18 protein-coding genes, 10 tRNA genes and 1 pseudogene are annotated in these 16757 nt (G+C 36.4%); 12 read left to right on the forward strand and 17 right to left on the reverse strand.

Annotated features, from left to right (window positions below; translation table 11 throughout):
• Positions 1 to 159 precede the first annotated feature (159 nt).
• From HT730_RS08080 to HT730_RS08110, 7 genes and pseudogenes are all read right to left on the reverse strand, one after another.
• Positions 160 to 1299, reverse strand: a pseudogene (locus HT730_RS08080) (LysM peptidoglycan-binding domain-containing protein).
• A 165-nt stretch (positions 1300 to 1464) separates the two neighbouring features.
• Positions 1465 to 2085 (reverse strand): HAD family hydrolase, encoded by a 621-nt coding sequence (locus HT730_RS08085; RefSeq protein WP_173307293.1) that lies wholly within the window; start codon positions 2083 to 2085, stop codon positions 1465 to 1467.
• Between the two features lie 3 nt (positions 2086 to 2088).
• Positions 2089 to 3369: an MATE family efflux transporter gene (locus HT730_RS08090; protein WP_173214445.1), complete on the reverse strand. Its 1281-nt coding sequence runs from the start codon at positions 3367 to 3369 to the stop codon at positions 2089 to 2091.
• A gap of 60 nt (positions 3370 to 3429) precedes the next feature.
• The gene (gene thrC, locus HT730_RS08095; RefSeq protein ID WP_173307294.1) at positions 3430 to 4914 is read right to left on the reverse strand and encodes a threonine synthase; all 1485 of its coding nucleotides are present in this window, start codon (positions 4912 to 4914) and stop codon (positions 3430 to 3432) included.
• A 75-nt stretch (positions 4915 to 4989) separates the two neighbouring features.
• Entirely contained in the window at positions 4990 to 6267 is a 1278-nt protein-coding gene (locus HT730_RS08100) for a gamma-glutamylcysteine synthetase (protein WP_173307295.1), read from the reverse strand.
• Between the two features lie 260 nt (positions 6268 to 6527).
• Complete coding sequence (locus HT730_RS08105; RefSeq protein ID WP_173276810.1) at positions 6528 to 6806, reverse strand: hypothetical protein; 279 nt, start codon at positions 6804 to 6806, stop codon at positions 6528 to 6530.
• Positions 6807 to 6812: 6 nt separating this feature from the next.
• Positions 6813 to 7319, reverse strand: coding sequence for a hypothetical protein (locus tag HT730_RS08110; protein WP_173254950.1), 507 nt, complete (start codon positions 7317 to 7319; stop codon positions 6813 to 6815).
• Between the two features lie 460 nt (positions 7320 to 7779).
• On the opposite strand from HT730_RS08110, the gene HT730_RS08115 reads away from it, so the two are divergent.
• The 12 genes from HT730_RS08115 to HT730_RS08170 all read left to right on the forward strand — a co-directional run bounded on the left by HT730_RS08115 (position 7780) and on the right by HT730_RS08170 (position 15680).
• A complete protein-coding gene (locus tag HT730_RS08115) occupies positions 7780 to 8319 on the forward strand; it encodes a hypothetical protein (protein ID WP_001086132.1) in 540 nt (179 codons plus the stop codon).
• 58 nt (positions 8320 to 8377) lie between these two features.
• The gene (locus HT730_RS08120) at positions 8378 to 8608 is read left to right on the forward strand and encodes a hypothetical protein (protein WP_000794049.1); all 231 of its coding nucleotides are present in this window, start codon (positions 8378 to 8380) and stop codon (positions 8606 to 8608) included.
• Positions 8571 to 9932, forward strand: a complete 1362-nt coding sequence (locus tag HT730_RS08125; protein WP_173276809.1) for an FtsK/SpoIIIE domain-containing protein — start codon at positions 8571 to 8573, stop codon at positions 9930 to 9932. Before HT730_RS08120 ends, HT730_RS08125 begins: the two co-directional genes overlap by 38 nt.
• A 97-nt stretch (positions 9933 to 10029) precedes the next feature.
• Positions 10030 to 10344, forward strand: a complete 315-nt coding sequence (locus tag HT730_RS08130; protein ID WP_173307296.1) for a hypothetical protein — start codon at positions 10030 to 10032, stop codon at positions 10342 to 10344.
• A 33-nt stretch (positions 10345 to 10377) separates the two neighbouring features.
• Positions 10378 to 10767: a hypothetical protein gene (locus HT730_RS08135; RefSeq protein WP_101776968.1), complete on the forward strand. Its 390-nt coding sequence runs from the start codon at positions 10378 to 10380 to the stop codon at positions 10765 to 10767.
• Between the two features lie 166 nt (positions 10768 to 10933).
• On the forward strand, positions 10934 to 11701 hold the full coding sequence (locus tag HT730_RS08140; RefSeq protein ID WP_101776969.1) for a metallophosphoesterase: 768 nt from the start codon (positions 10934 to 10936) through the stop codon (positions 11699 to 11701).
• A gap of 188 nt (positions 11702 to 11889) precedes the next feature.
• On the forward strand, positions 11890 to 12672 hold the full coding sequence (locus tag HT730_RS08145; RefSeq protein WP_173307297.1) for a Rep protein: 783 nt from the start codon (positions 11890 to 11892) through the stop codon (positions 12670 to 12672).
• A gap of 13 nt (positions 12673 to 12685) precedes the next feature.
• Positions 12686 to 12889: a DUF3173 domain-containing protein gene (locus HT730_RS08150; RefSeq protein ID WP_001858113.1), complete on the forward strand. Its 204-nt coding sequence runs from the start codon at positions 12686 to 12688 to the stop codon at positions 12887 to 12889.
• Positions 12890 to 12892: 3 nt separating this feature from the next.
• Positions 12893 to 14026 carry a site-specific integrase gene (locus HT730_RS08155; protein WP_173307298.1) on the forward strand — a complete coding sequence of 378 codons (1134 nt, stop codon included), beginning with the start codon at positions 12893 to 12895 and terminating at the stop codon, positions 14024 to 14026.
• 40 nt (positions 14027 to 14066) lie between these two features.
• A complete protein-coding gene (locus tag HT730_RS08160; protein ID WP_000381524.1) occupies positions 14067 to 14504 on the forward strand; it encodes an HD domain-containing protein in 438 nt (145 codons plus the stop codon).
• 215 nt (positions 14505 to 14719) lie between these two features.
• Complete coding sequence (locus tag HT730_RS08165) at positions 14720 to 14956, forward strand: DUF6290 family protein (RefSeq protein ID WP_173307299.1); 237 nt, start codon at positions 14720 to 14722, stop codon at positions 14954 to 14956.
• The gene (locus HT730_RS08170) at positions 14949 to 15680 is read left to right on the forward strand and encodes a metallophosphoesterase (RefSeq protein WP_173307300.1); all 732 of its coding nucleotides are present in this window, start codon (positions 14949 to 14951) and stop codon (positions 15678 to 15680) included. The genes HT730_RS08165 and HT730_RS08170 overlap by 8 nt, the downstream gene beginning before the upstream one ends.
• A 110-nt stretch (positions 15681 to 15790) precedes the next feature.
• Here the strand turns inward: HT730_RS08170 and HT730_RS08175 are convergent.
• From HT730_RS08175 to HT730_RS08220, 10 genes are all read right to left on the reverse strand, one after another.
• Positions 15791 to 15874: transfer RNA gene (locus tag HT730_RS08175), tRNA-Leu, on the reverse strand.
• A gap of 9 nt (positions 15875 to 15883) precedes the next feature.
• Positions 15884 to 15955 (reverse strand) — tRNA-Gln (locus HT730_RS08180).
• Positions 15956 to 15968: 13 nt separating this feature from the next.
• Positions 15969 to 16041 (reverse strand) — tRNA-His (locus HT730_RS08185).
• A gap of 14 nt (positions 16042 to 16055) precedes the next feature.
• Positions 16056 to 16126: transfer RNA gene (locus HT730_RS08190), tRNA-Trp, on the reverse strand.
• Between the two features lie 4 nt (positions 16127 to 16130).
• Positions 16131 to 16211: transfer RNA gene (locus HT730_RS08195), tRNA-Tyr, on the reverse strand.
• Between the two features lie 11 nt (positions 16212 to 16222).
• A tRNA-Phe gene (locus tag HT730_RS08200) sits at positions 16223 to 16295 on the reverse strand.
• Positions 16296 to 16298: 3 nt separating this feature from the next.
• Positions 16299 to 16372 (reverse strand) — tRNA-Met (locus HT730_RS08205).
• A 10-nt stretch (positions 16373 to 16382) separates the two neighbouring features.
• Positions 16383 to 16472, reverse strand: a tRNA-Ser gene (locus HT730_RS08210).
• 82 nt (positions 16473 to 16554) lie between these two features.
• Positions 16555 to 16628 (reverse strand) — tRNA-Ile (locus tag HT730_RS08215).
• A 34-nt stretch (positions 16629 to 16662) separates the two neighbouring features.
• Positions 16663 to 16733 (reverse strand) — tRNA-Gly (locus HT730_RS08220).
• Positions 16734 to 16757: the final 24 nt, after the last annotated feature.

The raw sequence follows: 16757 nt of genomic DNA on the forward strand, positions 1-16757 counted from the left end.
TAGCCGTAGGTTGCTCAAAGCACAGCTTTGAGGTTGCAGATAAAACTGACGTAGTTTGAAGAGATTTTCGAAGAGTATGACAAAGAAAAAACGAACGAGACTCGCTTCCTATCATGAAAGCTAAATCTCATTCGTCAAAATGATATTACAAAGTCTAGTTTATCCATTCATTGAAACGTGAACATGATCATAGTGATTTTCTGTCACGCTACCACGGTCTGGCATTGGGTTCCAAGTATTAGCTGGCCCATATTTGCTATCGAATGGTGCATAGAAACGTTGTTTCCAGATGATGTAACTAATGCCGCGGCTAGCCATGTTTTGAATAGCGTATTCCGCAATCTTATCCCCTAGTTCTGAGCTTTCTGGTACCATAAAATCGATAGCCAAACCTTTTCCATGATCTCCACTGTCCCCTGGACGGTAACCACTAAAGGATGTGATGCCAAACAAGTTAGCAATTTCTTCTTTAAAGGCAGCCGTTTGTGGTTGGAGACCTGCATTTTCAGATTTCGCTACTGCAAGTCCAGCATAATCGGGCGCAGCTGGAGCCGCGTAAGTTGTTGAAACTGTTTTCGTCTCTTCTGGTTAATAAGTAGAAACTGTTGGTGTAGCTTCATTTAATGAGACTTCTTTTTCTTCTACTGGAGTTGTAGTTGTTTCCACTGCTGATTCAGCCTGAGGGCTTGCTTGTGTTTCCTCTTTCTCAGCTGGAGTCGTTGCCTGAGGAGCTGCTTCTGCAACTGCACTACTTGTTTCGGTTGTTTGCTCCTCTGGGGTAAAAGTCTCTGTAGATGGTGCTACTTCTTCTGCAGCAGTCACTGTCTCTGCAACTTCTGAATTTGATGCTACTTCTTTTGGAGCTTCTGCAATCGGTTGAGAAAGGTCTACAAGCTGAACAGTTTGATCATCAACCGTCACTTGATTGGTTGTCAAATCTGCTGTCGCAGTTGTCACTTCCTCACTAGAATCTGCTTGAGGTATTTGGATTTCAACTTCCGTTACTTCTTCTGCTTCATTGACAGTTGTTGTCAAAACAGTTTCTGGGAAAATCAGATCCATATTAGTTATTTTATTCAAATTCGCAAGAACTGTGACATCTACACCCAAGGCTTCTGCAATGGTGCTCAAAGTATCACCATACTGAACGGTATAACTTGTTTTGTTGTCCGTTTTAGTCAAATCGTTTTGGATTTGCTCTACACTACGTGCAGTCCAAAGAACTTCTTCTGCTTGGGTTGCCAATACTGGGGCAAATGACAAGGCTACTGTTGAGGCTAATAATATTCTTTTCTTCATTCTTTCAAATTCCTTTCAAATGAGTACCTGTCTATGATAACACAAAAAGAGCAGAAAAAAAGCCCTCTCGGGCCTATTTAATAGAACTGTCTATTCCTTGTAACAAACTCAGTTACTTGAAATAGTTTGTTAGGTCTCTGTCACAAAACTGACACAATCTTCTCGTTACTTGCTCTCAAAAATATAAGTAATATCTGCTAACCCTTGAATCCTATGATTGCCTTCATAAGTTGACTCTAAAAAGTTGATACTTCGAATCCCACTATTCTGGGCGAATTCCACATCCAGAGTCCGATCCCCTATATAATAAGTATTATCAGGATTCAACTGATACTTGTCTATCAGATAGTTAGCCGCTTCTGGATTAGGCTTGCGCGCAAAGCCACTCTGACTGGTTATAATCTCTGTAAAATAAGATTCCAACCCCAAGTCTCTTAGAATGGTAAGAGCATTGTCTCCCTTATGAGTGTAAACAAACTGCTGAATTCTTGATTCCTCTGCCCAAGCTAGCACATCACGCGCACCTGGCATCAAAACTACCTGGGAATTTTTTTCAGCCAGACTCTGGGCACGCACCTGATTTAGCACTTCCACATCTAGCTTTCGCTCTTCTGCTACCTGCACAAGCAAATCCTGCACCGAATACTTGAGGATAAACTCTCTCACTTTCTCCTTATCATAAGGAATAGAAAACTGAGCAAAAGTTTCCTCAATCCCTAATAAAATAGCTTCGTAAGAGTCCAATAAAGTCCCGTCTAAATCCCAAATAAAAGCTGTTTTTTGCATTTTCTATCCTTTCAAGCTCATATAACGCTGGTAACGGTAACGTAGAAATAACCAACGAAAACCATTATCCAAAAGGGTTCCTGCCCAAATACCGGGCAAGCCCCAACCAAGCACAATCCCCATCAGATATCCTGTTCCAATGCGGATACACCACATTCCTATACTTGTCGCATAAAAGGGAAGCCGAGCATTACCCAAACCCTGCCAGACTGCTGTATAGATGACTGTTCCTATCGTCATAGGAGTTCCAAGTAGTGAAAAAAGTGTCACTAGAACACTAGCCTCCACCGCTAGAGGATCAGTCGTATAGAGATGAGTCAGTGGTATTCCTAAGGCATAGACACTAAGCGTCAAAGGCAACATGAGAATCAGAGAAAGCCAAAAGGTTTGTTTGCTCAAACTAGTGACTCTTTCCCAATTATCCTCTCCAACTGCTCGAGCTACCAGCATGACCGTTGCCGTAGCAACGCCAAAGGCAGGCATGTAGTTAAACTGGGTCAAGACTTCTCCGATTGCATTTCCAGCCACGGCCTCTGTCCCAAAAGAAACGACCAAGGCAATGATAACGACATCACCAGCCCGCATCATAAGCCGCTCTCCAGCTGCTGGTAAAGCCAAGGTCAATAGTTCCTTATCTAAACCAAAAGTCGGTTTCTCAAAATGCAACTTTAATTTCGACCATAAAATCACAAGACCTACCAAACGAGACAGAATTGTCCCCCAAGCAACACCAGCTATCCCCATATCCAGAACAAAAATAGCTATACTTGAAAAAAGAATATTCAAGGCATTGGATAAAAGACTCACATAGAGAGGCAAACGTGGATTATGCGTTGCACGAATCAAGGCACCAAAACTAGTCATTAAACCTAAGAGAACAATCGATCCGCCTACCAAGGATAGGTAGAGTCCACCACTCTCAGCTACATCCCTCTCCGTCCCCAAAAGTCCTATCATCTCTTGACCAGCGAAGAGGGACAAAGCTCCTAAAAGGAAACTTAATAATAAGGTAATCTTCAAGGCCTCAGTCACATGATAGGCTAACTTAGACTGATCCTTCTGCCCCAAACTTTTTGAAATAACACTGGAAATAGCAGCTCCCAGAGCGATGAAAATCGCCTGGTAAATCGTGATAATATTGCCAGCTACTGATACACCTGAAATAGCTATCAATCCTAAATGAGCAACCAAATAACTGTCCACCATCCCCATGAGCATTTGCAAAAAGTTTTCGCCCATAGCTGGCAAGGCAATATTCAGAATGTCTTTATTTTTCTTAAACAATCTCTCCTCCTGATGAAAAGAAACTCAGTTGGTTTCCCAACCGAGTTTACTCCCTCTGTCTTAAAGTCCTAGATAAGCCTCAACCGCTGCTTGCATATCAGTAGCTGCCACTGTTGTCTTGTGACGAACAGGAGCTGTTTCAAGGCCATCAACTGCTGGTGGCACTGCAACGCCTGAGATTTCATGTAATTGAGCCAAGGCTTCAAAGTCAGTCAAGCCAACTTTCCCTGTTACCGCTTCTACTGCAACTACTGGGAACTTGTATGGACTAGCTGTTGAAGCAATCACCGTCTTAGTCACATCGCCAGTAGCCGCTTGGTATTTTCTATAAACTGCTGAGGCAACCGCCGTATGTGGATCCTCGATATAAGAATCTGACTCATAAACACGCTTGATTTCTGCTGCTGTTTCTTCCTCAGTCGCATATTCAGCTGCAAATAGTTCAAGAATCTCTGCATCAAAGTCTGTCAACTCATATTGTCCTTGCGTGTTCAAGGCATTCATAAGTTCAGCTGTCTTTTCAGCATCATTCCCCAAAAGATGGAAAATGAGACGCTCCAAATTTGAAGATACCAAGATATCCATAGATGGACTAGTTGTTACTTTAAACTCACGTTTCTTATCATAGACACGAGTTTTAAAGAAGTCTGTCAAAACATTGTTGTCATTTGAAGCACAGATTAATTTACCAACTGGGAGACCAATTTGCTTAGCATAAAAAGCAGCCAAGATATTTCCAAAGTTTCCTGTTGGTACTGTGAAGTTGACCTTATCACCAGCCACAATCTCACCAGTCTTAACCAACTGAGCATAGGCATAAACATAATAAACAATCTGTGGCACTAAACGACCAATGTTCATAGAATTAGCAGATGAAAATTGCAACTTGTTGGTAGCCAATTTCTCACGAAGAGCCACATCGTTGAACATATGTTTCACATTAGTCTGCGCATCGTCAAAGTTACCATCAATGGCGATAACATGAGTATTGTCACCAGTCTGAGTGGTCATTTGCAACTCTTGTACCTTGCTGACACCATCCTTCGGATAAAAGACAATAATCTCTGTACCAGGAACATCCGCAAACCCTGCCATAGCAGCTTTCCCCGTGTCACCAGATGTTGCTGTTAAGATGACAATCTTGTTCTCCAAACCATGCTTCTTAGCAGCTGTTGTCATAAAGTATGGCAAAATAGACAAGGCCATATCCTTAAAGGCAATCGTTGAACCATGGAACAATTCCAAGTTGTATTGCCCGTCTAATTTCACTAATGGTGCGATAGCTGGAGTATCAAACTTGCTATCGTAGGCATTGTTTATACAGTAGTCCAACTCTTCAGCTGTAAAGTCATCTAAAAATGCTGACAAAACAAGCTTAGCAACTTCCTGATAAGAAGCATCTTTCAATTTGTCAAAGTCCAAATCTACCTTTGGATAAGTAAGCGGTGTAAACAAACCACCATCCGTTGCCAAACCTTGCAAAATTGCTTGGCTAGCAGTTACTGTATTGTTGGCATCACGCGTTGATTGATAAACTAATGTCATTACTCTCTATCCTTTATCTATAGTCTCTTCCATTATATCATGATTTTTCAGAAAATTCTCCCTTTATAAGAAAAATTATAGGCCCAATTCTTCTTTCAAAGGCTGTAAGTAGGTCATTTCTTGCTTATTTCTCATCTCCAGTCCTTCCTCAGCTAGCAGGAGTAAGTCTTTGGAAATTTCAATAATCGCAGTTTCTTCCTCATCTGTAAGCTTCTTCTTAGAAAATTGTCGTCTTAAAAACTTATAATTTCGCCCAAATTCTTTAAAGAAAGGTGCTGTTTCTAAGCAAGCTTCTAACTTGCCTAAATTAACTAATAATCCCAAGTGAAAGGCAGCAGAAGCAAAAGTCCTATCAAGCGGCTGAGTACACACACTACGAAACTCAACCGTTCCTCGAGTCGTTAAGTCCTGATACTGATAACTACGATGAGTTTCAAAGTCTTTCTCTTGAGGGGAAATAAGAACATCATCCCCATTCAGGGCAAATGCCTGGATTTCAGGTGTAGGCAAATAGGCCCTAGCCTGAATCGGATAAAAATAATAGGTTTGTCCATCACGTTCCGCAGTAAAAATTGCAGAATGATCTAGATAATCAAAAAAATCATCCTCATCTTTAAAGAGTCTAGCATTGACCCCGACGTTTTCTGGATAGATACCATGCATCGATTCTTCCCAGAAAATGTCCCTTGAAATTTTCGTATCCCAATCTGCACCTGAAAACTCAGAATTGGCAAATAAATATGCCTTAACTGCTTCAATTTGAGTAAAAGCATTAATCACCCGTAAGTAGTTAGATTTTGAAACATCCAGCTGAACCTGACTCCCACAGATAAAAGCACCATATTCAGGGAAATGATGCAAGTCTGATTCAGTCACATTTCTACTCAAATTCAAATAGTCCATCAACATGCGATACCGTGGGTAAGCCACTGGACAGTTCTCATCCTTATCCCAGTTAGGATTAATGCCACAGCCAACAATAGCATGATTTGATTCACTTAATTTTTTCTGAATTACATTCATATAATTATTGAAACGATTTTCGACCTCTTGAATCGTTTCAGCCTTACCAAATGCAAACTCAATCGTTGTATAGGAAACTTCAAATAAAATAGCATCCTGACTTATCGGATCTACTAACTGGATAGGATTGCCAAAATCATCTACCTTTTCTACAGTGAAATCCAGAGCGGAAACTAAATAATGAAATAGATCCTTTATAATTTCAACATTTGTAGCATCCCCTTCTAAATTTGCAACAGGATACTCCAACTCAATTCCGACAAACAATTCAGGATTTTCTTTAATATTTTTCAAATACCGATGTTTTAATATATCGATAGAACGAGACATACTTCCCTACACTTTCATAATCTAAATAAAATTTGAATAACTATTATTATACCAAAAATAATATAAAAAGGAACGAAGATATACCACGTTCCTTAACTCTATACTATACCGGCGGCCGGGGTCGAACCGGCACGTCCTTGCGGACACTGGATTTTGAGTTTGGTGTTTAAGATTTTACATCTTTATAAGTTAGCATAATCAACGTTATAAAAAACCATTTGTATTATTTAAAAAACAATTTTTTTGTTTTTAGTAACTTTTTAGGAACGAAATTTTTTTAATCTTCCTCTTATATCTCTACTCAATTTGTTCAGTTCTTCATCGTTACACAGTTCTTCACCATAGAATTTGCTGAATGTAAATAACCTTATAACTTCTTGGTAGCCTTCTTCAGTATTCTCATCAAGTAATTTTAGATAACCTTGAAAATTTCTAATTGCTTTTTTCTTCACAGCTTCAAAGTCTTCATCTTCAGAAACTGAATAATTGACTGGTCGCCACTCTTTGACGATTTGAATTGTGTCATTCCAAAATTCCATTTTATCTCACTTTTCAATGATTATTTTACTCTGGATTGAAAACGAGAATTTTTCCAACGGACTATAGATACCTTTTATCTCCACTATTTTATTCTTATATCCTTCGAATATCTCTTCCACCTGCTGATTAGTATAATCATAATTAGGTTTATAAGCAGTATTTGCTATTGAGTTCATTGTCCCAAATACTTTACTAACTCTTGATTCAGCAATTTCTCTAAAATTATCGTTTTTTTCAATCTCCAATTTAGGAGATAAAAAATGAAATGAGGATGATAAATTACGTTTTTTTTCATAAAATTCTGTTCTTGAATTTGAATATTCTAAAAAAAATTTTTTTATTTCATTTCCTTTATCTAATAATTTTAAAAATAACTCATTAACTTCTTCATCACTATATTCATAATATCTTTTATTTGATAAATTTCCTATTAGTGACAATGTTTTATAAACTTGTGTCATTCTTCTTTCCACTACAATAACAAAATTATTTGCTTTATCTACTGTTGTCATATTGTTCCTCCATCTAACCATTATAGCATCGCAAATCTTTTTTGTCTATTTTTTTAAAATAAACGGTCTATTTAAAAATATTAGACAAAAAGACCGTATTTTTCTTGACATAGTGGATACGATATGCTAAGATATCATCAACAGGTAAATAATTACCTCAAACACCGTGTAGAAAGGAAAATTTGTCATGACCCCAGAAGAACAAATGGCATTAGAGTATTTTTATGAAGAGATGGACGCCTATTATTGTGAAGAAGAACAAGGAGAGATTTTTGATTGATACGAGAATTAAATCATATCTATAGTTTCTCAGGATAATTGGAAACTATATTTGCAAGATACTACATTTATACACAAAACACAAAAAGGAGAAGATAAATGAATATTGCAAGAGCCTCACCCAGAGTAGAGACTAATTGAAACAATAATACATATATTAATTTTGAAAGGAAATATTGTTATGAATTCAAAAAAAATAGTTCCAAAAACTAAAACTCATACCTTTGACGATGTTATCGAACAAGGGTATTGTCATAGGCTATCAAGATATGTTCCTGATGCAGTTGTTGGAGGTTCCTACAAATATGATTCAACAGATGCATTACCATATGCGAAAAAACTTAAAAATACACTATATGGGCAAAATTTATCTGTTAAGTATGTAGCAAGTTTGTTGGATATGTGGGATAGAGCATGTCAGTTATTTCATACGGTAACAGGGACATGCTTAGCGGATGACATCTTTACCTCAAAGAAAATTTATAGTGAATTGTATTTTTACAATACTAATACTTCTGATTTTATTACAGATGAGATTATTGAACTTGTTAAAGAAAAACATCGTTCATATTCTAGAAAAGCTGATGAAGATAGCATTTTATCAGTTGAACATGAGTTTGAGATTAACCCTGACATCTATTATTATGTTCTAGGCAAATTGGGTTGGAAAAGAGTAAAACACAATTACCTAGTTAAGGCTCTTGCAGGGGCATTATCTTAGTTTAATCTAGGGGAGTATTCCTCCCCTTTTATATCTTAAAAAAGAAAGGAATTGCGTCATGAAGAATCTCTATAAATATCTTTTTTATTTGTTCTTTATTGGATTTGGTTGCACATTATATTATGTGCTTCTTTTAAAAAATGTCTATTCTCCTATCTTTGAAGCTATTGCAATATTGATGGGTATTACGATGATTATCTTTTTGATGATTTTTATAGATATGGCTTCCCCTGCTGGAGAGGAGAGAAAACATGAGAATGTTGAATCAAAGAATCTCGGTGATGAATAAGTATCCGTACTTTATTCGTCCTCGAAATATTAAAATTGTTAGACTAGCTATTCAAATTTTTACCCTTTTACTTCTCATGTGTTCATGGATTGCTACAATCCCATTTATTGCACGTCTAGTCTTTTCCATGTTTTTTATAAGTCTTCTTTTTTTCGTAGAGAAGTTCTTTCGTTCTAATTTTATAGCAAAATTGAGAAACAAGCTCAATATCAGAGAAGCATTGTTTTATATGTTAGTTAGTTTGGCTCTTTATGATGAAAGTGATAATGAAGTAGTAGATACAGCAGTTCTATATTTTGACGTTTCTAAGGATAACAAAGTTATTGTCTGTGTCCCATTATTTGGCAACCGTTATCTGAAAACCTTGAAAAATTTAGAGGAATATCTATGCCCCACTTTGGGCTTGTCCTTGCTGTCTAAAAAAGAAGAAATCGATAAAATAGTATACGTGTTAGGGAAGATAGAAGAAATTGAACAATACGTTTTTAATACTAATACATTAACTAGGGAGTTTTTTAAGGATATTCCTAGTCCAATAATCAAGCTATCAAATACCCAACAATTCTCTCTGAAATCGAATACTAATATCGGTATATATGGACGAACAGGGACAGGAAAAACAATAGCCCTACAATGGTACTTATTTAATGCACTGGCTAAAGGTTGTGGAACTGTTGACGGTACTTACTTAGGCATTGTAGACGGAAAAGGGGCAGACTTATATGCCCTTGGCAAGCTTCTTGAAGAAGAATTGGGCAAAAGTGTTTCCGTAGGTTCTTCTCCTACTTCACTTGCAAAGCTATCAAGACAGTTTGTGGAGATGATGAATGAACGTTTTGAGGTTATCAAGCAGAACAGTTCTCTAAATGCTGATGCATATGATTTGGGGATGACACCGAATTTCCTGTTTATTGATGAGCTCGCTTCTATTCGTGATAGTTGTGGCTCTAGCAAACAAGGTAAAGAGTTATGGAACGAAATTTTGCAAAATTTGGGTTTGATTGCTCGCAAAGGACGCCAGGCAGGTTTTCACCTCTGCCTTAGTACCCAAGACCCTAATGCAGACAATATTCCTGTGGAGTTGCGCCTCCAAATATCAAGTGTTTTGTATCTCTCGAATATTGGTATAGACCGGTTAAAAATGGCATTTTCTATGTGTGAACTTGAGAATGTACCTACTGTATCAGACAGGAAAGGGGAAGCTCTATTTTTCGCTGATGGAATAAATTCGGTTGAGCCTGTGCTAACAATTGTGCCATTTGTTGATTTAAAAACTAAACAAGAATTTTTACAGGTAGTTAGAAATATACTGCCAAACTACTAATAACGGTATTTTTCTCTGTTGGAATAGGAATTCTTTTCAATAGAGAAAAAGAGCCAACCGACTGCATTGCAGGAGGTAAGAAAGAAAGGAATTTAACATGAAATTAAATGATTTTTTGAAACCCGAGTTACTAGGCAATCGCTTTTTTGCCGTTAAAGGGTATACAGAAGTATTAGACAGAGAGACTAATAAGCCCGTAGCTTTAAGACTTAACGTGTCAATTCAAGACGAAAACTCAGATTTTTTTATGGAGATGATACAAGTCAAAGTAAATACATTATCCCCTACTGCTTCTGTTCAAGAGATGACGAATAATAAAACTTGTCCTGTTAGTCTTAAAGATTTAAACGTAGGGCAATTCAATGGAAATTTGTGGTTCGCTTGTTCTGATGTTTTACCTGTAACAAAATAGCTAAGATTAGATGATATATAAAGGAGTTTTACAATGCAAACTTTTAACTACGATGATTTTAAGAATGAAAAGGGGATTGTTTCATTTTCTGAAGCAGAACAAATCTATTCTAGTCTCCTTAATTCCTCCAATCAACTTGATAAAGAATTTCAAGAAGAATGGACAACATTTGTGCTTCTATGCGTAGAGTATGCCTCTGCACGTGGTAAATGGCTCACACTCTCAAGAGAAGAGAAACTTACCAGCGATGAATCTAGAACTATTACTCACAATAAAGTTATTTATCAACTAAAGATTTTAAAAAGTTTAGCAAGTGAACAGGGCAATGATGTTGCTTGGTTTGAAAAATTTAACGATGACAGAAAACGTATTGGGGATTTTGCTTGCTATGTAGCTTATATCTATGCCTTAAATGCTCGATAGACAATTAGAGGATATTATGGCTATATATTACTCTATGTCTGATATTCATGGAAATTATTAAATAACATCTTAAGAATAGTTAATTCTATTTATCTGTCACCGAAACAATGTGCTATAACTTAATTCGATTCTTAGACTAATATCAAAAATAAAGAGGGGAATATATATGAAGACGTTATTAATTGGTGATTTACACTTAAAATCTCAACTGATTTTACCCATTGTTGACAAAATTATCCAAACACATAATATTAAGAGAATCATTTTTCTTGGTGATTACGTTGATTTACATGGTCAAACTAACAATATCCAACTTTATGCCAAAGACCTCACTTTTTTATACTCTTGGAAAATAGATAAAGAGCAAAACGGAATAGATGTAATTAATCTTATAGGTAATCATGATGCTTATTATTTACTGGGAGAACAAGCTCCTTTCTCAATTCAGAATCTAGAGGTCTTTTTCTCAATTCAACAATTATTACAAGATTTGAATTTACAAGTAGCTTATCAACTAGATGATTATTTAGTTAGCCATGCTGGTTTCAATCTGATATTTGACCCAAAAGAATGGCATTTTAACCTCTATACCAAAGAGCATGAAGAAGAATTAGATATTCTAGCTTATACAATAGGACCAATGCGTGGTGGGAAAGCTCTTGGGGGTTCTCCTTTATGGGCACATTTTAGAGAATTAGAACTGCTTCCCAACCAAGACTTTCCTAAACAAATTGTTGGACATACCCCTAAAGAATCTATTGATATTTCTAAAAATGTTATTGGTATAGATACTTTTTCATTATATATTGACAAAGATAATAAATATCAATTTATTGGTAACGGAGATTTGCTCGTTTATGACCAAGGACATTTTGAGGTCATTTCAACAGACTGGGCAACAGACAAAATATTAAAACAATTACCACGATTATGAATTTAATAGCTACTTCTCATCATGTACCTAAGCAAAACTGCCGACAAGCAGTCGGCAAGCTGAAGTGTGTTTAGCGGAGCGGTGCTTAGGATCACATGATAGAAGTAGGGAGGAGCTTTGCTCCTCCTAGTTTATTTATTATATAGACAATCTTTTGGCGAAAGCCAACCTAAAAGGAACTATTTTTTATGAACTCATATAATAAAAAAATAGTCCGCACTTCTTCCTATATTGAAATTTGGGAATATGAAAAGCCAATATTTTCAAAAGGAAAATCTATTTTAGATACTAATACTGAAAACAAGGAAAAAGCAAAACGCAGAACATTTGATGAACTAACACCCCTAGAACAAGAACAACGTCTTGAACGTATGAAGAAGACTCGCTTAGAAGCCAAGTGGAACTTACTCCGTCTAGTTGATTGTAATTTTGATGATACAACTTCTTTTCTTACATTGACCACTAAGGAAAATATCAGCGATAGAAACCACTTCAAAGACTTACTCAAAACATTTATTAAACGCTTTAACTATCACATTTTTAATACCAAGAAAAGTAAATTAAAATATATAGCAGTATTAGAGAGGCAAAAACGTAAAGCATGGCATAGTCATATTTTGCTATTCAGTGTTCCCTATATTCCACATAAGCAATTATTAGAACTTTGGGGGCATGGAGCAGTACGGATAAATAAAGTTGACGTTGACAGCAAAGAAAATCGCGGTCGATATGTCACAAAGTATTTTGAAAAAGGTATTGGACAAGAATTGTTGGAAAACTTCGGAAAGCAAGCCTATTTTTCATCACGCAACTTGAAAAAGCCTGATGAAGATAAATTTTACACTTATGAAGATTTTAACTATGATAGTTCAGTCGTACTATATGAAACGGAATACACTAGTAAGGTCTATAAAGACGGTCAGTATTTCGATAATCATGTAAAGTACAAGAAAATAAGACTAGATGAATAAAGGAGTAAGTCACATGATAGCAACTGTTACTAAGAATGACCTAATTGCCCTCGGTTTCTCTGAAGGAACATCTAAACGTATTATCCGCCAAGGGAAAGAGCTACTTATAACCCGAGGCTTTACAGTCTATCAGAACAAGCGAATTGGTACTATACCTGCTACGATTGCTACCGAATTACTCGGTTTTGATGTTCAAAACAGTACCCTCAAGGAGTAAAATATGGCAATTAGAAAAGGTAAAGACGGTAATTGGGTAGTTGATATTAGCAACGGTTTTGACCCAATAACACTAAAGCAACGTAGACTTGTCAGAAAGGGCTATAAGACGAAAAAAGAAGCTATTGAAGCAGAACACTACTTACGAAGTGTAGAGTTAAAAGAACGCTTCTATGGGGCTAAAATAACTATCTCCATACTATATGAACTACTTAAGGAAGAAGATAGCATAAATCATCGAAAAGCAAGCTATATCAATACACAAGATAATAATTACAACAAACACATCAAAGATTATTTTTCTATGGTCGATAATGTCAGAAAACTAACCTATGAAGACATCTACCAATTTAGAGAACATCTTAGGCAAAAAGTAGCTAAAAATTCTGATAAACCGTTAAGCACAAATACTATTAACAAAATCATGATTTTACTCAAAAAAATTTTTGATGTTGGTTTGCGAAAAGGCTATTACTCCTCCAATCCAGCAAAATTGATAAAAAAGTTGCCAATTGAAAAAACAAAAATGCAATTTTGGACAGTCAAAGAATTTCAGAAGTTTTTGACACTATTTGAACCCGAAGAATACAATATCAAACTACTCTTTACTGTTCTATTCTTTACAGGATTAAGACTTGGGGAAGCTCTTGCCCTAACATGGCAAGACATCGACTTTTCAAGTAATACAATTCATATCACGAAATCTGTCTATGTTAATAAAGGAGTAACTCATATCAGCACAACAAAAACTAAAGCAGGAACAAGAAGAATTGTTATCAATAAAAAATTAAGCCAAGAATTACAAGATTGGGAAAAGCGACAAAAACATCTATTAGAGCAATTTACCAACAATAGCCTAACATTACAAGTGTTTCAAAATAGTCCTATCACAATTACAAAAAATGCTATTGAAAAGCAGTACAAGAAAATCATTGAACGTGATAGCACACTAAAAAAGATACGCATACACGATTTTAGGCACTCACACGCTTCCCTGCTGATTAACCAAGGGGAAGATTATCTAGTTGTAAAAGAGCGACTAGGACATGCTTCTATAACAACCACGATTGATACCTACTCTCACTTGTACCCAAGTAAGCAAAAGGATTTAGCTGATAAACTAGATGATTTACTATAAAGTAATTGAGTTTTATAAATGGAAAGTTTATAATTAAATCATGGATACATCACAAGTAATAAAAGCACATGAAGTAGCTAAAAAAGCACACTTTGGACAAATTGATAGAGCAGGAATTGACTACATTAAACACCCTGAAACAGTAGCTAGTTTTGTCGCAACTGATGAAGAGAAAGCTGTCGCCTATCTACATGATGTAATTGAAGATACTTCACTAACCCTACTAGACCTAAAAAAGGAAGGTTTTTCAAAAAACATTATAGAAGCCGTCGATATACTCACAAAGAAAAAAGGACAAGATTATCAATCCTATCTCAATCTAGTAAAGAAAAATGAACTCGCTAGAGTTGTAAAATTGGCGGATTTACGGCATAATTCAGATTTAACAAGACTACCATTAATTACTGAAAAAGACTTAGAGAGAAATAAGAAATACAGTTCTGCTATTAGATTTTTAAGAGCAAAGAAAAAAAGTTAGTAACTAAACTATAAAATTTTATAAAGAGAAAACAAAAGACAAGGCTTATAAACTTTGTCTTTATTACTATACTGGCGGTCGGTCTCGAACTGGCACATCCTTGCAGATACTACAATTTTATTAAAATAAATAACTATAAAAAGTGAAATTTTTTATTGAGAAACTTTTAGACTAGGAGTATAATGTATCTAAAATAACTATTAGGTGGCTGTTATATGAATAATGTTGTTAATACACAAATTTCTATTCAACTTAGTCAAGAGTTAAATTCTTTATTAAATGCTATTGTTGAAGAAAATAATACAACAAAGACTGACTTTATTAGACAAGCTGTTATAGAGAAAATTGAAGATATGTATGATATTAAGGTCGCTGATGAAGCTTATAAAAAATGGGTTGAATGTGGCAAAAAAACTATCTCACATGAAGAAATGATGAGACGCTATGGCTAAAATATACGCAATATCTGATATACATGGATACTTGGATAAATTCATAGACGCTCTCAATAAAGTAAATTTAAACGTTCAAGATAATCGCCTATTTTTACTAGGAGATTATCTTGATAATGGACTTCAATCTTTTCAAGTCATTTCCAAAATAATCGAACTTGAGGAGGTTTATCCTAATCAAATTATTACTCTTCTAGGGAACCATGAAGAATGGTTTTATGATTGGTTGATTTTAGATAAGCCTACTGCTTCAGCATTTCCAGAAACAATAAAAAGCTTCTTCTCTCCAGAGGAATTGAACTATATTTTTAAATCGAATGCTAACAACTTTGAAACAGGTGTTAGAAATGAAATTAAAAATAATATCAAATTCAATCCATTTATAAACTGGTTTAAAAAACGATATAGGGATAAACGCTATTATGAAACTGATACCCAAATTTTTGTTCATGCTGGCATTGATGAAGAAGCCGGAAAGCTTTGGAAAGAACTAACGAGTTCAGAGATATTTACAAACAAATTTCCTATTACCACTGGTAGATTTCATAAAGCTATTATTTCGGGCCATATTGCTTCTTGGGAAGTAGCTAAAGATAGAAGATACCTGGGTAAGATTTACTATGATAGTAAAAGTCATTATTTTATTGATGGAGATGTAACGAATAGCAAAACAATACCTATTCTTTGCTATGATACAATTACCCAAAAATATCACTTTCTATAACTTTTAATCATGTGCTTTTATATGAAATTAGTAATTATTAGTAACAATTCCAAGAAATTTCTTATGACATAACAAAAAGACAAGGATTAGAAACCTTGTCTTTTCAACTATACCGGCGGCCGGGGTCGAACCGGCACGTCCTTGCGGACACTGGATTTTGAGTCCAGCGCGTCTGCCAATTCCGCCACGCCGGCAAATAGTAACTGGGGTAGCTGGATTCGAACCAACGCATGAGGGAGTCAAAGTCCCTTGCCTTACCGCTTGGCTATACCCCAATAATATAAAATAGGCGAGTGATGGGGATCGAACCCACGCATGCCAGAGCCACAATCTGGTGTGTTAACCACTTCACCACACCCGCCATAATTCTATTAACACGGGCAGTAGGAATTGAACCCACACTGAAGGTTTTGGAGACCTTAGTTCTACCTTTAAACTATGCCCGTAAAATGGAAGGGGAGGGATTCGAACCCCCGAACCCGAAGGAGCGGATTTACAGTCCGCCGCGTTTAGCCTCTTCGCTACCCTTCCAAATATATAAATGGCGCGAGACGGAATCGAACCGCCGACACATGGAGCTTCAATCCATTGCTCTACCAACTGAGCTACCGAGCCTTATTGCGGGAGCAGGATTTGAACCTACGACCTTCGGGTTATGAGCCCGACGAGCTACCGAGCTGCTCCATCCCGCGTTAATATAAAAGGAGGATGTGGGATTCGAACCCACGCACGCTTTTACACGCCTGACGGTTTTCAAGACCGTTCCCTTCAGCCGGACTTGGGTAATCCTCCAAAATAGTTTATACGGGAATAAACCCGTGTCCTCTTAGTGAAAAGATAATGTTTCAATTCTCTAGTAATGGACTAAACACTATGGGCACGAGTGGACTCGAACCACCGACCTCACGCTTATCAGGCGTGCGCTCTAACCACCTGAGCTACGCGCCCAAGTTAAAAACTTGGTAATTTGAACAAAGTTCAAAGCGGGTGACGAGAATCGAACTCGCGACAACAGCTTGGAAGGCTGTAGTTTTACCACTAAACTACACCCGCTAAAATGGGAGTTAACGGGATCGA

Origin of the sequence: Streptococcus sp. k-628 (genome assembly GCF_013277475.1) — a bacterium.
Classification (GTDB): Bacteria; Bacillota; Bacilli; order Lactobacillales; family Streptococcaceae; genus Streptococcus.